This is a genomic window from Sphingomonas sp., from assembly GCF_019635455.1.
GTDB lineage: Bacteria > Pseudomonadota > Alphaproteobacteria > Sphingomonadales > Sphingomonadaceae > Sphingomonas.
The window spans coordinates 91,266-105,769 of the sequence record NZ_JAHBZJ010000002.1 but is presented as its reverse complement, the minus strand read 5'-3'; the positions used below and the strand labels follow the sequence as shown (position 1 = coordinate 105,769).

Below are 14,504 nucleotides of genomic sequence, written 5' to 3'. Positions count from 1 at the left end.
CCCGACGCTAGGTTAGGTCGGCCCAGCCCGCAAGTTCCCTGCCGATGATGTCGCGCAACATACGCATGCCCGGATCGTCGTCGTTGAGGCAGGAAAGATAGGCGAAATGCGTGCCGCCCGCCGCCATGAACGTTTCGCGTCCGCGGATCGCCAGCTCCTCCAGCGTCTCAAGGCAGTCCGCGGAAAATCCCGGCGCGACGAGCGCGACCCGCGTCACGCCGCGTTCCGGCAGATCGGCCAGCGTGATGTCGGTCGCAGGCTCCAGCCATTTCGCGCGGCCGAATCGCGACTGGAAGACGACGGGCAGTTCACGGCCCAGCGCTTCGCCGAGCAGGCGCGCGGTCTTGCGGCACTGGCAGTGATAGGGGTCACCCAGGTCCAGCGTCCGCCGGGGCATGCCGTGAAAGCTGGCGAGGATCGCCTGTGGCGCGAAATCGAGCGCGGCGAGCTGATCCTCCACCGACTTCCTGAGCGCGGCGATATAGGCGGGATCGTCGTGATAGGGGGGCAGGATGCGCACCGCCGGTTGCCAGCGCATCCCCGCCAGCGCGGCGAAGGCGGCGTCGTTCGCGGTCGCGGTCGTCGCCGCGCAATATTGCGGGTACAGCGGCGCGATCAGGATGCGGTCGCAGCCGGCATCCTTCATCGCCGCGATCCGCTCGCCGATCGCCGGCCTGCCATAGCGCATCGCCCAATCGACCCGGACGTCCGGCCATGCCGCCTGCAACGCCGCCGCCTGCCGCCGCGTGATGGCCGCCAGCGGCGAACCCTCCGCGCTCCACACCTGTGCATAGGCGTGGGCGGACTTGCGGGGGCGGGTGTTCAGGATGATCCCCCGCAGGATCGGCTGCCACAGCAGCGACGGGATCTCGACGACGCGGCGGTCGGACAGAAACTCGGCCAGATAGCGTCTGACGGCGGGCGCGTCGGGCGCGTCGGGCGTGCCGAGATTGACGAGCAGCACGCCGACGCGCGCCGGCGCGATTGCGGGATGATCGGCCGGAGGGGTCACTCGCCCCCCGGAATCAGCGGCAGCTGGCGCAGGCGGACGCCGGTCGCGGCGAACAGCGCGTTGGCGATCGCCGGCGCCACCGGGGGGACCGCCAGTTCGCTGACCCCGCCGGGATCCGCCTCGCTGGCGACGAGTTCGACCATGATGTCGGGCGTGTCGGCCAGGCGCGGCAGGCCGAGGTCGGAAAAGCGCCGGGCCTCCGCCATGTTATCGGTGAAACCGGTGGTGGCGCCGGTCGCGGCGGCCAGACCAAAGATCAGCCCGCCCTCGATCTGCTGCTGCACCACATCCGGGTTCACGACGCGCCCGCAATCGACGGCGGCGACCAGGCGATCGACCTGTACCCGTTGATCGTCGCCGACCGACGCCTCCGCCATCACCGCGATATAGGATCCGCGAAAGGCGTGGCAGGCAAGACCCTGGCCGCTGCCCGCCGTGCCGCCCTGCCACCCGCCGAGCGAGGTGACGGTGGACAGGCACCGCGCCAGGCGCGGTTCGCCGCCGAGCATCGCGATGCGGAACGAAAACGCCTCGATCTCCGCGACATGCGCGAGTTCGTCGATGAAGCTTTCGGTGAAGAAGGCGGTGACGCCGTGTGCGCCGCCGCGCCAATAGCCGGTCGGCAGGCCGATGTCGGCCGGATGATGGTCGATCGCGAGATTGGGGATGCGATAGGGTGGGCGGGCGCCCTCGACCGCCGCCGGGTCGCCGGTGCCGGCGATCGCCAGGCCGGCGCCGATCGCGCTGTCGCCGGCCATCAGCCGCCGGGCAAGCTCATGTCCCGACGACGGCGCGGCGATCTTTGCGAGCCAGCCTGCGACCGCGCCGTTGCCGCCCAGCCGCGCGGACATGCGCGCGGCGGCCGGCGCGCGCACGCGATCGTGGATCATCGTCTCTCCCCGCGACCAGCTCAGCTGGACCGGCTTGCCCAGTTCGCGGGCGATCAGCGCCGCCTGTTCGGCCGCCTGATGCTCCAGATTCTGGCCAAAGGATCCGCCGGCGAAGACCGGGTGGATGGTCACGCTGCCCTCGCCAATGCCCAGCAGGCGGGCTACCGCGCCGCGCGCCAGTCCCGGCGCCTGGGTCGGCAGCCACAGGCGCAGGCGCCCATCCTCCCACAGCGCGGTCGCGGTCATCGGTTCCACGGCGGCGTGCAGGGCGACGCCGGCGCGATATTCGGCGGTGACGACCCGCGCGCCGCGAAACACCGGCGCCAGATCGCCCTCATGGACGATCCGGCTTCCCGGCCCGTCGAGCGCGGCGTCGAGCGCGGCCTGGATCGTCGCGCTGTCGAGCCGGGCCGTCACCTCGAACCGCGGCTTGAGCGCGTCGAGCGCGCGGCTGGCCGCCCACCAGTTGTTGGCGACCGCCGCGATCCAGCGTTCGTTCTTCACGACATGGAGCATGCCCGGCACGCGGCTGGCCGCTGCCTCGTCCGCGCCGACCAGCCGGCGCGTGCCGACCGGCCCCTGCCGGATCGCGGCGAAGACCATGCCGGGCAGGCGGATGTCGGCGGCGAAATTGGCGCTGCCGTCCACCTTGGCCGGGGCGTCGAGCCGGGGCAGCGGTTCGCCCGCCAGCCGCGCCGTCTCCCCCTCGCGCAGCGGCAGGTCGCGCGGCACCGATTCGCCGGCGGCGTCGGCGGCGAGCTCGCCAAAGCGCAGCCGTTGCTGGCCGTGGATCACGAAGCCGCCGGCGGTGGCACAGGCGCGCCAGTCGATGCCCCATCGCCGCGCCGCCGCCTGGCACAACATCGCCCGCGCCGCCGCGCCCGCACGCCGCAACGGTGCTTCGAAGCTGCGCATCGAGGTCGATCCGCCGGTCAGCATCAGCGCGGTGCGCACCGCATGGGTGCGGCGCAGCTGATCCGGCACCACGCCGGGAAACAGTTCGGCCGCCGCCAGCGAATTGGCGTAGATGGGATTGAGCGGTGCCTGTTCGACGCCCACCGTCCGCCAGTCCGCGCCAAGCTCGTCGGCGATCAGCTGGGGCAGGGTGGTGAACACGCCCTGGCCATATTCGCATTGGGGGATCGCCACCGTGACCTGCCCGTCGGTCGCGATCTTCAGCCACGCGCCGAACGCAGTCTCGCCCTCGCGCACGCTCAGATTGGGGCGATAGCTGCGCGGCCACACCGCCCATGCCACGATCAGCCCGAGTCCCGCGCCGCCGCCGATGAGCAGCGTGCGCCGATCGATGCCCTTGCCGCCCTGCCGCTCCGTCGCCATCGCCTTGCTCTACCCGCGCTTCGCGGGCCGCGCCAAGCCCCGATCGCCAACGAACCGTGAATCGGTCGGTCGACCGCGCGCCCGCGACTCTAAGCGCTTGGGTTCGGCGCAAAGTGGGGATAGGACGGCGCCGAACTGCCGGGGAGGCCCCAACGTGATCCTGACGACCGCCGCCGCGACCGCCGGCTCCTATCTGCACTTCACCGATCTGGGGCTGGATCCGGTGATCTTCACGATCGGGCCGTTCAGCCTGAAATGGTATTCGATCGCCTATATCGCGGGCATCCTGATCGGCTGGTGGTATCTGCTCAAGCTGCTGGCCCAGCCCGGTGCGCCGATGGCGCGCCGCCACGCCGACGATATGGTGTTCTATGCCACGATCGGCATCATCCTGGGCGGGCGTCTGGGCTATGCGATCTTTTATCAGCCGCGCCTGTTCCTCGAACCGCTCAGCCTGTTGCGGCTGTGGGAGGGGGGGATGTCGTTCCATGGCGGGGTGATCGGCGTGACGCTGGCGATCATCTGGCTGGCGCGGAAGGAAGGGCTCAACTGGCTGCGCATCCACGACTATGTCGCCTGCTGCGCACCGTTCGGCCTGTTCTTTGGCCGGCTGGCCAATTTCGTGAACGGCGAATTGTGGGGCCGGCCCACCGACGTCCCCTGGGCGATCGTGTTCGACCGCACCGGCCAGAACGTGCCGCGCCATCCCAGCCAGCTCTATGAGGCCGGGCTGGAGGGCATCGTGCTGTTCGCGGTGCTGTGGTTCATGTTCTGGAAGACCGATGCGCGGTATCAGCCGGGCAAGCTCGTCGGGACGTTCATCCTGGGCTATGGCCTGTCGCGCTATTTCGTCGAATTCTTCCGCGAATATGACGTGCAGTTCGCCGACACGATCTTTGCGACCCCGGGACTGCACATGGGCCAGCTGCTCACCGTTCCGATGATCGTCGGCGGCCTTTATCTGATCGCGACGGCGAAGCGGCGGCGCGAGCGGATCGAGCCGGTCGCCGGCGGACCCAGCATCGCCTGATCCGGTGAGCGAGGAAGGCACGCTTCCCGACCGGCTTGCCCGCGCGATCACGCTGGCGGGGCCGATCGCGCTGTCGCAATTCATGGGTGCGGCCAACACCCATTATTATGCGACCCGCGACCCGCTGGGCGCGCGCGGCGATTTCACGACGGCGCCGGAAATCAGCCAGATGTTCGGCGAGCTGATCGGTCTGGCGCTCGCCGATCTGTGGGACCGGGCGGGGCGGCCGGCGGCGCATTATGTGGAGCTGGGTCCCGGACGCGGAACGCTCGCCGCCGACGCGTTGCGCGCGATGGGCCATGCCGGGCTGACGCCGCCGGTCCATCTGGTCGAGAACAGCCCGGTATTGCGCGAGGCGCAGCGCGCGCGCGTGCCGCATGCCGAATGGGCGCTGGACATTGTCGGCCTGCCCGACGACGCGCCGCTGCTGGTGGTGGCGAACGAGTTTTTCGACGCGCTGCCGATCCGTCAGCTGATCCGGACGGCCGAAGGGTGGCGCGAACGGCTGGTCGCGTGTCAGGACACGCTGTTCCTGCCGGTCGTCGGCAACACCGTGTTCGATCCGATCATTCCGGAGCATCTGCGCGACGCGCCCGACGGATCGATCCTGGAAACCTCGCCCGCCAGCGTCGCCGTGCTGCGCGCACTCGCCGCCAAGCTGATGGCACAGGGCGGCGCCGCGATCGTCATCGACTATGGCTATTCGGGGCCGGCGATCGGCGACACGTTGCAGGCGGTGCGCGGCCATGCCTATGCCAATCCGTTCGAGGAACCGGGCGAGGCCGATCTGACCGCCCATGTCGATTTCGGCACGCTGGTCGAGGCCGCCCGGGTGGAGGGGCTGGTCGCGCATGGCCCGGTGACCCAGGGCGCATATCTGGAATCGCTCGGCATCGGTCCGCGCGCCCAGGCGCTGATCCAGGCCGCGCCCGATCGCGCCGACGAGATCGCCACCGCGCGCGACCGGCTGACCGGCGACGCGGCGATGGGCGAGCTGTTCAAGGTGGTCGCACTGACCGCGCCGGGCTGGCCGGCGCCGGCGGGCTTCGCATGAGTCTGTCCGATATCGCGATCCGGCTGGACGCGCCGACACCCGCCGACGCCGCCGCGCTGGACGCGATGGCGCTGGCGAGCTGGCACGACACCTTCGCGCAATTCTATCACCCCGACGATCTCGCCGCGTTTCTGGATCAGGCGTTCGGCGAGCAGGGCGCGCTGCGCCGGGGCCTGCACGACCCTGCGATCACGTGGCAGGTGGCGCGCGCCGGCGATGAGATCGTCGGCTATGCGAAGCTGACGCCGCCCTGGCTCGATCAGGCGGGGCCGGACGATGCGCAGCTGTCGCAACTCTATGTCGCGACCGACTGGCACGGGCGCGGGGTCGCGCCGGCGCTGATGGAATGGGCGCTGGCCACCGCGCGGGCGCGGCGTGCGCCGGCGTTGCTGCTCACCGTGTTCGAAAAGAACGCGCGCGCGATCCGCTTCTACGATCGCTACGGCTTCGATCATGTCGGCGACTATGCGTTTCCGGTCGGGCGGCAGATCGACCGCGACCTGATCATGCGGCTGGCGCTGTGAGCGGGGTCGAGGTCGTTCGCGCCCACGCGCTCGACGGGGTTGCCCATGGCTTTCTCGGTCGGCGCGGCGGCGTATCGACGGGTGAAACCGCCGGGCTGGACATGGGGCGGCGCGGCCTGCCGCCGACGCCCGCGCTGATCGAGAACCAGCGTCGCGCGATCGCCGCCGTCGCGCCGGACACGCGGCTGGTCACCCTGTATCAGGTCCATTCGGCCGACGCGGTGTGCGTGGTCGCGCCGTGGGACGACGCGCTTCGCCCTCATGCCGACGCGCTGGTGACAGACCGCCCCGGCCTGCTGCTGGGCATTCTGACCGCCGATTGCGCGCCGGTGCTGTTTGCCGACCGGGATGCCGGGGTGGTGGCCGCCGCCCATGCCGGGTGGAAGGGGGCGATCGGCGGAATTACCGATGCGACGATCGCGGCGATGGAAACGCTGGGCGCGCGGCGGGAACGGATTGCGGCCGCGGTCGGCCCGTGCATCTCACGGGCAAGCTATGAGGTCGATGACGGGTTCCTCACCCGCTTCGCCGCCGCCGATCCGGCGAACGAACGGTTTTTCGCTCCCGGCGCGCCGGGGCATCACCAGTTCGATCTGGAGGCCTATGTCGTTCATCGCCTGGCCGATGCCGGATTGCGCACCGTCACGGCGCTGGGTGAGGATACCTATGCCCAGCCCGATCGTTTCTACAGCTACCGGCGCGCGACGCATCGGGGCGAGGCCGATTACGGACGCCAGATTTCGCTGATCGCGCTGGCGTGACCCGGATTGACGCCCCGCCATGTAGGTGCGACTGGACCGGCAATTCGTAACATTCGATACCAAGGAGCGGACGCCGATGACCGACAAGCCCGAACAGCCCGATGAGGCCGCGCTGACCGGCGGCACCCCGCGCCGCCATCCCAAGCCCGAAATCGACAAGATCGGTGGCCGCAAGCTGAAGGCGAGCACGCTGATGATGGGCCATGGCTATGATCCGATGCTGTCCGAGGGGTCGCTCAAGCCGCCGATCTTTGCCACCTCGACCTTCGTCTTTCCCAATGCGGCGGCGGGCAAGCGCCATTTCGAGGGCGTGACCGGCAAACGCCCCGGCGGCGCCGAGGGCCTGGTCTATTCGCGCTTCAACGGGCCGAACCAGGAAATCCTGGAGGATCGTCTGGGCGTATGGGAAGAGGCCGAGGACGCGCTCGCCTTTTCAAGCGGCATGTCCGCGATCGCGACTTTGTTCCTGGCGATGGTGAAGCCGGGCGACACGATCGTCCATTCCGGCCCGCTCTATGCCGCGACCGAGACGCTGATCGCCCGCATCCTGGGGAAGTTCGGCGTCCACTGGGTCGATTTCCCCGCCGGCGCGACGCGGGAGGAGATCGAGGCGACGCTGCAAAAGGCGTCGTCGGGCAATGTCGCGCTGATCTATCTGGAAAGCCCGGCCAACCCGACCAACGTGCTGGTCGATGTCGAGGCGGTGGCCGCCGCGCGCGACGCGGTGTTCGGCGATGCCAAACCGCCGATCGCGATCGACAATACCTTTCTCGGCCCGCTCTGGGCGAAGCCGCTCAAGCAGGGCGCGGATCTCGTCGTCTACTCGCTCACCAAATATGCCGGCGGACACAGCGATCTGGTCGCCGGCGGCGTGCTGGGCAGCAAGGCGCACATCAACACCATCCGCCTGATGCGCAACACGATCGGCACGATCTGTGACCCCAATACCGCCTGGATGCTGTTGCGCAGCCTCGAGACGCTGGAACTGCGGATGAGCCGCGCGGGCGAGAATGCGGCGAAGGTCTGCGAATTCCTGCGCGATCATCCCAAGGTCGAAAGCATCGGCTATCTCGGCTTCCTGCCCGAGGGCAGCCGGCAGAAGGACATTTACGACCGCCACTGCACCGGCGCGGGATCGACCTTTTCGCTCTATCTGAAGGGCGGGGAAAGGGAGGCGTTCGCGTTCCTCGACAGCCTGAAGATCGCGAAGCTGGCGGTCAGCCTGGGCGGGACGGAGACGCTGGCGTCGGCGCCCGCCGCGATGACGCATCTGTCGGTGCCGGACGCGCGCAAACAGGCGCTGGGCATCACCGACAATCTCGTCCGCATCTCGATCGGGGTCGAGGACGCGGACGACCTGATCGCCGATTTCGACGCGGCGCTGAAGGCGGTGTGACCGGCCGGGCGGCCACCCCGGATCGAACCGGGGTGGCCGCCGCGCCGCACCTGGCCGGCGATCCGTAGGCGTCCGCCCTCAATCGTCCGCCTTTCGCACCTCCTGCGTCGCGGCGAGCTGGACGAGTTTCAGGAACTCGTTGCGCCAATAGCCCTGCGGGTTGCCGCCCAGGCCGCGAATGTCGGCATAGCTGTAGCGGCCGAGATATTTGTCGCCGCGCAGCTTCTGCCCGAACGCAGCGACCGCGGTGGCGAAGGCCATGTCGCCGCGCGGGGCCGGGGCGCCGCGCATCAGCACCGCCGGAACGGGCTTTTCGATCAGCTTCGACATATCCTGGCCGGGCAATTTGTAGCGCAGCTTGACGAAGGCGAGTTCACCGCCTTTGCCCGCGGCGGCGGGCGGCTGGTTGCCGGCATAGCGGCGGTCGGGCAGCCAGCCTTTGGCACCGGCCGGCACCACCTCGTAGATCGCGGTCACCTGATGCCCGGCGCCGATATCGCCGGCATCGACCGCGTCATTGTCGAAATCCTCTTCGGCGAGCGCGCGATTCTCATACCCGATCAGGCGATATTCCTTCACCTGTGCGGGATTGAACTCGACCTGTACCTTCACATCCTTGGCGATGGTGAAGAGCGAGGCGCTGAGTTCGTCGTCCAGCACCTTCTGCGCCTCCATCGCGCTGTCGATATAGGCGTAATTGCCGTTGCCCAGATCGGCGATGCGCTCCATCAGCGCCTCGTTGTAATTGCCCGCGCCAAAGCCGAGCGTGGTGAGCGTGACGCCGCTGTCGCGATATTTCCTGACCATCGCCTCCAGCGCCTTGTTGTCGCTGACGCCGACGTTGAAATCGCCATCGGTGGCGATGAAGATGCGGTTGATCCCGCCCTTGATGAAATTGGCCGACGCGATGTCATAGGCCATCTGGATACCCCGGGCGCCGGCGGTCGATCCGCCCGCCTCCAGGCAGTCGAGCGCGGCGCGGACATATTCCTTCTTCGCGGTCGGCTCCAGCACCACGCCCGCCGCCCCGGCATAGACGACGATCGACACCCGGTCCCGGGGCGTCAGCTTGTCGGCGAGCATCGTCAGCGCCTGTTTGACGAGGGGCAGCTTGTCCGGGCTGCTCATCGATCCGGACACATCGACCAGAAAGACCAGATTGGCCGCCGGCCGCCCCTGCGCGGTCACGTCATAGCCGCGCAGGCCGATGCGCAGCAGCCGCGTGTCCGGGTTCCACGGCGTCTGCGCGACATCGGTGGTTACGCTGAACGGCTGTTGGCGGCTGGCGGGCAGCGGATAATCGTAGCGGAAATAGTTGATCATCTCCTCGGTCCGCACCGCCGATGCGGGTGGGGTCTGGCCCTTTTGCAGGAAACGGCGAACGTTCGAATAGCTGCCGGTATCGACGTCGATCGAGAAGGTGGAGACCGGTGTCTGCGCGACCGCCTGGACCGATGCGACCTCCTTGCCCTCATAGCGCTCGCGATTGCCCGGCGCGCCATATTGCGGCGCGGCGATGGCCCGGGACGGCGCGATCCGTCGCGCGGCGAAATCCGATTGAGAGCCGGGAACCGGCACGGGCCTTACGCCGGTGCGCGGGGGCGGTGGAGGTGGCGCGGGCGGGGGTGGGGGTGCAGGCATCGCCTGTGGCGCCGGCGCGGGTTGCGTTCCATAGGCCTGGCCGCCGGCGATCCCCGGCGACCGGCGGGGCATGTAGCGGCCAGGCGCATATTGGCAGCGCACGGGCGAACCATTGTCGGCGCGCGGAGCAGGCGCGGGCGGCCGTTCGCGCAACTGGGGCGGCGGGGGCGGCGCGGCGGCGCCGAGCAGGAGCGAGAGGCTGACGAGAGCGGTGGTACGCTTCATGGATGGTCCCCTTCCTTATGCGACAGGTTCGTGGCGCCAGGGTGCGCCCGGCCAATGAGCCACAGATGAACAGGATATAATATCACCCGCAATGTCAGATTTCGTCTGATCTGCGGGCGGGGCCAGCGCCACCGGGTGCTGCCGCCCTCAATCCCGCTCGCGCGCCACTTCGCGCCAGCCGATGTCGCGCCGGCAGAATCCGGTCGGAAAGTCGATGCGATCGACCGCGCGATAGGCGCCGGCCTGTGCCTCGGTCACGCTCGCGCCGGTCGCGGTGACCGCCAGGACGCGCCCCCCCGCCGCGACGATTCCCCCGTCGCTCCGCCGCGTTCCCGCCTGAAACACCTTGGCGCCGGTCGCTTCCGCCGCGCCGATCCCCCCGATCGCGCCGCCGGTTTCGGGGGTGCCGGGATAGCCGTTCGCCGCCATCACCACGGTCAGCGCGGTGCGCGCGCCGAAGCGCGGCGCGGCGCGGCCGGCGAGTTCGCCCGCCTCGGTCGCGCGCATCAGATCGAGCAGGTCGTCCTCCAGCCGCATCATCAGCACCTGGCATTCGGGATCGCCGAACCGCGCATTATATTCGATCAGCTTCGGCCCGGTGCGGGTGAGCATGAGGCCCGCATAGAGTACGCCCGAATAGGGCGTCCCGGCCTTCGCCATGCCATCGATCGTCGGCCTGATGATCGTCTCGATCGCTTCCGCTTCCAGCTCCGGGGTGAGGACCGGGGCTGGGCTGTAGGCGCCCATGCCGCCGGTATTCGGTCCGGTATCGCCATCGCCGACGCGCTTGTGATCCTGGGCCGAGCCAAAGGCGACGAAGTTCGCCCCGTCGGTAATGACGAAGAAGCTCGCCTCCTCGCCGTCAAGAAACTCCTCGATCACCGCTTCGCCGCCCGGTTTTTCGAAGATCGCGGCGATCGCCGCTTCCGCCTCCGCGTCCGACATGGCGATGGTCACCCCCTTGCCTGCGGCCAGCCCGTCCGCCTTGATCACCACCGGCCGCGCGAAATCGCGGGCGAGTGCCGTGCGCGCGGTGGCGAGATCGGTAACGCGGACATAGCCGGCGGTCGGAATCCCCTCCCGCGCGCACAGGTCCTTGGTAAAACCCTTAGATCCTTCCAGTTGCGCCGCCGCGCGGCTCGGCCCGAACACCGCCAGCCCCGCCGCGCGCAGGCTGTCGCTCAGCCCATCGACGAGAGGCGCCTCCGGCCCGACCACAACGAAGCCGATAGCGTGTGCGCGGCACAGGGCGATCACCGCGTCGTGATCGGTCAGCGCGACCTCGTGGCAGTGCGCATGTTCGGCGATTCCGGGGTTGCCGGGAATCGCATGAAGGCTATCGAGCAGCGGCGATTGCGCGAGTTTCCAGGCGAGCGCATGTTCGCGGCCCCCCGATCCCAACAGCAGGACGTTCATGGCTGATCCCTTTGACGACATCGATACGCCGCGGCTCGTAGCCGAGGGGCGGGAAGGGGACAACGCCGCGCCGCTGTCGGTCGGCGAACTCTCGACCAAGCTCAAGCGGATGGTGGAGGGCGCGTTCGGCCATGTCCGGCTGCGCGGCGAGATTTCGGGGTGGAAACGCGCCGCCTCGGGCCATGCCTATCTCGCGCTCAAGGATGCCGATGCGGTGATCGATGCGGTGATGTGGAAGGGCCAGGCCGCGCGGCTCGCCTTTGCGCCGCAGGACGGGATCGAGGTGGTCGCGACCGGCAAGCTCACCACCTATCCCGGCCGCTCCAAATATCAGATCGTGATCGAGAGCCTGGAACTGGCCGGCGAGGGCGCGCTGATGGCGCTGTTCGAAAAGCTGAAGGCGCAGTTGGCCGGTGAGGGCCTGTTCGATCCCGCGCGCAAGCGGCCGTTGCCGTTCGCGCCGCGTGTCATCGGCGTCGTGACGTCGCCCACCGGGGCGGTGATCCGCGACATCCTCCACCGTCTTGCCGACCGGTTCCCGACCCATGTCCTCGTCTGGCCGGTCAAGGTGCAGGGTGAGGGCGCGGCGCAGGAGGTGGCCAATGCGGTGCGCGGGTTCGACGCGATGCCGGCGGACGGGCCGGTCCCGCGCCCCGATCTGGTCATCGTCGCGCGGGGGGGCGGATCGATCGAGGATTTGTGGGCGTTCAACGAGGAAGTGGCGGTACGCGCCGTCGCCGCCTGTTCGATTCCGGTGATCTCGGCGGTCGGACACGAAACCGATACCAGCCTGTGCGACTATGCCGCCGACATGCGCGCGCCCACGCCGACCGCTGCGGCGGAACTCGCGGTGCCGGTGCGCGCCGACCTTGCCCATATGATCCAGTCGCTCGCGCTGCGCACCGAACGCTGCGCGCGCCGCTATCACGAGCGCGGCGCGGAGCGGCTGGCGGCGCTCGTCCGTGTCCTGCCCCGGCGCGACGCGCTGCTGGGACCCCAGCGCCAGCGTGCCGACGATCTGGGCGCCCGGCTCGACCGCGCGCTCGAACGCCGGGTCGCGCGCGCGGAATCGAGCTATCAGCGGCTTTCCACGACCTTGCGGCCCGCGCTGCTCCAGGCGCGGCTCGATGCGCTGCGCCACCGGTTCGAGGGAGCGGCGCGGCTGCTCGATTCGGTCAATCCGGACAATCTGCTCCAGCGCGGCTATGTCCGGGTGAGCGCGAAGCTGGGCGATCGGGTGGTGACGTCGGCCGCCGATGCGCGGGGCGCCGGCGCGGTGGTGCTGCACTTCCGCGATGGCAATGTCGATGCGCGGGTTGAGCGGCCGGGCGGCAAATCCTATGCTGGGGACAAGCCCGAGCAGCCGAGCCTGCTCTGACCCGTCCGAAGCCAAAGCGAGCGTAACCATGCTGATGTCGTCCAACACCGCCCGCCCGGCGCGGCTCCATTATATGGCGAACGGGTTTCGCGTACTGGCCCCGGGCGATCACGTCGCCTGCGCGGTGACCGGCGAGGCGATTCCGCTCGACGCGCTGCGATATTGGAGCGTGGCCCGGCAGGAGGCCTATGCCAGCGCCGACATCGCGACCCGGGCGATGCTGGCGGCATGAGGACGCTGGGGGGCATCCTCACCGCCGCCACGACGCTGGTGCTGATGGGTACCTGTTCGATGGCGCCCGAGCCGGCGGCGATCGCAGCCCCGCTGCCGCCATCGCTGCCGCTGGAGCCGGTGCAGCAGGCGGCGTCGCGCAACGACTTCCTGTTCGACGGCCCGTTGATCCAGGGCGGCGTGGTGCTGGCGAGTGCGCCGGCGCTGACCACCCGCATCAGCTTCAACGGCAGTGACGTTCCGCTCGCCCCCGATGGCAAGTTCCTGATCGCGTTCGACCGCGACGCCGGGCCGAGCGCGACGCTGGTCGCGACGCGTGTCGACGGGAGCGAGGTCCGGCGCACGCTGTCGGTTCAGCCGCGTGCCTGGCGGATCGAGCGACTCGACCGCTTGCCGCGTTTCGCGCAGCCGAGCGCCGAATTCCAGCGCCGCCGTCCCGACGAACTGCGCCAGATCAACGCTGCCCGTGCGATCAGGTCGGAATCGGCCGGCTGGCGCCAGCAGTTCATGTGGCCGGTGACCGGCCGGCTGTCCGGCCTGTTCGGATCGCAGCGGGTCTACAAGGGCGAGCCCGGGGCCTATCATTCGGGCGTCGATGTCGCGCGACCGAGCGGAACGACGGTGCTGGCCCCTGCCGACGGGGTGGTGATCCTGGCCGCGCAACAGCCCTTCACGCTGGAGGGCCGACTGCTGATGATCGACCATGGCATGGGCCTCAACAGCGCGTTTCTCCACCTGTCACGAATCGACGTGAAGCTGGGCGACGTCGTGCGGCGCGGACAGCCGGTCGGCGCGGTGGGGATGACCGGACGGGCGACCGGCCCCCATCTTCACTGGGGCATGAAGTGGCGCGATTCGCGAATCGATCCGCTGCTGCTGGCGGGATCGATGCCGGTCACGGCGGACTGACCGCGCCACATGCGGCGCGGCCCGTCCCGCATTGGGACGCGAGTCAGTCCGTCCGCCGGATCCGTGCCGAACGCAGGCCGTTCACCGATCCCATGAAGCTGCCCAGCGCGGCCCGTTTGATATGCATCGAATCGCCCGCTTTGGGTTCGGCGCTCGCGAACGGTTCGATCGTCTGCCACGTCGATCCGTCATCCAGCTTGATGACCCAGCGGCCATTGGCGATCGGACGGGCAGAGACGATCTTGGCGTCGATCTCGCGGATCTCCTCCTTCTCGTCATCGTCGTCGCTGCCGCCGAACAGCTTGATCTTGGGGAGCGCGATTCCGAACAGCCGACGGCGCGTCTGCTTCACCGCTTCACGGTCCAAAACGACGATTTCCCGCCGGTCGCGGGCCGTCTGAAGCGCGGCGGCGGCGCCGTCGAAACAGGCGAGCCGCTGGGCGGCATCGGCGATGCTGCGGCACTGGGCGATCTGATCGATCACCTTGGCCGATTCGGCTTCTTGCGGTGCAACAGACGCCGACGCGCCGGCAAGCAACATGGTTATCGCGGTGACATACATCGGCAACATCCCCTTCCGCTCGCGATCCTAGGATTAAGGCGGCTCAATGCAAGGCGGGGCGACGTTGCAGCGCGATTTCAAAAATGTGTCGAATTTGTCACACCGGGCCTCAAATCCCCGCTTTCTGCCAAATGTGC

At 69.1% G+C, this 14,504-nt stretch carries 13 protein-coding genes; 8 read left to right on the top strand and 5 right to left on the bottom strand.

Translation table 11 applies throughout. The annotated features are described in order from the left end of the window. Positions 1-7: 7 nt before the first annotated feature. Together hemH and KF783_RS03060 are read right to left on the bottom strand one after the other, a co-directional pair. Entirely contained in the window at positions 8-1,012 is a 1,005-nt protein-coding gene (gene hemH / locus KF783_RS03065; protein WP_294076470.1) for a ferrochelatase, read from the bottom strand. Continuing rightward, positions 1,009-3,240, bottom strand: coding sequence for a molybdopterin cofactor-binding domain-containing protein (locus KF783_RS03060; protein ID WP_294076468.1), 2,232 nt, complete (start codon positions 3,238-3,240; stop codon positions 1,009-1,011). The genes hemH and KF783_RS03060 overlap by 4 nt, the downstream gene beginning before the upstream one ends. Positions 3,241-3,397: 157 nt before the next feature. On the opposite strand from KF783_RS03060, the gene lgt reads away from it, so the two are divergent. The 5 genes from lgt (at position 3,398) to KF783_RS03035 (ending at position 8,005) form a co-directional block, all read left to right on the top strand. Then, positions 3,398-4,270: a prolipoprotein diacylglyceryl transferase gene (gene lgt / locus KF783_RS03055; protein ID WP_294076952.1), complete on the top strand. Its 873-nt coding sequence runs from the start codon at positions 3,398-3,400 to the stop codon at positions 4,268-4,270. An 82-nt stretch (positions 4,271-4,352) separates the two neighbouring features. Further along, a complete protein-coding gene (locus KF783_RS03050; protein WP_294076950.1) occupies positions 4,353-5,324 on the top strand; it encodes an SAM-dependent methyltransferase in 972 nt (323 codons plus the stop codon). Beyond that, complete coding sequence (locus KF783_RS03045) at positions 5,321-5,848, top strand: GNAT family N-acetyltransferase (RefSeq protein WP_294076465.1); 528 nt, start codon at positions 5,321-5,323, stop codon at positions 5,846-5,848. Before KF783_RS03050 ends, KF783_RS03045 begins: the two co-directional genes overlap by 4 nt. Beyond that, positions 5,845-6,609 (top strand): peptidoglycan editing factor PgeF, encoded by a 765-nt coding sequence (gene pgeF / locus KF783_RS03040; RefSeq protein ID WP_294076464.1) that lies wholly within the window; start codon positions 5,845-5,847, stop codon positions 6,607-6,609. Before KF783_RS03045 ends, pgeF begins: the two co-directional genes overlap by 4 nt. Before the next feature lie 76 nt (positions 6,610-6,685). Next, positions 6,686-8,005: a cystathionine gamma-synthase family protein gene (locus KF783_RS03035; RefSeq protein ID WP_294076463.1), complete on the top strand. Its 1,320-nt coding sequence runs from the start codon at positions 6,686-6,688 to the stop codon at positions 8,003-8,005. A 78-nt stretch (positions 8,006-8,083) separates the two neighbouring features. Here the strand turns inward: KF783_RS03035 and KF783_RS03030 are convergent, their stop codons facing one another. Then, on the bottom strand, positions 8,084-9,871 hold the full coding sequence (locus tag KF783_RS03030; protein ID WP_294076462.1) for a VWA domain-containing protein: 1,788 nt from the start codon (positions 9,869-9,871) through the stop codon (positions 8,084-8,086). Positions 9,872-10,018: 147 nt separating this feature from the next. Beyond that, on the bottom strand, positions 10,019-11,287 hold the full coding sequence (gene purD / locus KF783_RS03025; protein WP_294076461.1) for a phosphoribosylamine--glycine ligase: 1,269 nt from the start codon (positions 11,285-11,287) through the stop codon (positions 10,019-10,021). Between purD and xseA the strand changes: the two genes are divergently transcribed. The 3 genes from xseA to KF783_RS03010 are packed head-to-tail and all read left to right on the top strand — an operon-like array spanning position 11,286 to position 13,805. Then, positions 11,286-12,665: an exodeoxyribonuclease VII large subunit gene (xseA, locus tag KF783_RS03020; protein WP_294076460.1), complete on the top strand. Its 1,380-nt coding sequence runs from the start codon at positions 11,286-11,288 to the stop codon at positions 12,663-12,665. The genes purD and xseA overlap by 2 nt on opposite strands. 31 nt (positions 12,666-12,696) lie before the next feature. Then, a complete protein-coding gene (locus KF783_RS03015) occupies positions 12,697-12,897 on the top strand; it encodes a DUF2093 domain-containing protein (protein ID WP_294076949.1) in 201 nt (66 codons plus the stop codon). Then, positions 12,894-13,805: a M23 family metallopeptidase gene (locus tag KF783_RS03010; RefSeq protein ID WP_294076459.1), complete on the top strand. Its 912-nt coding sequence runs from the start codon at positions 12,894-12,896 to the stop codon at positions 13,803-13,805. The genes KF783_RS03015 and KF783_RS03010 overlap by 4 nt, the downstream gene beginning before the upstream one ends. 43 nt (positions 13,806-13,848) lie before the next feature. Here KF783_RS03010 and KF783_RS03005 read toward each other — a convergent pair whose 3' ends face one another. Continuing rightward, positions 13,849-14,376: a hypothetical protein gene (locus KF783_RS03005; protein WP_294076457.1), complete on the bottom strand. Its 528-nt coding sequence runs from the start codon at positions 14,374-14,376 to the stop codon at positions 13,849-13,851. Between the last annotated feature and the right edge of the window lie 128 nt (positions 14,377-14,504).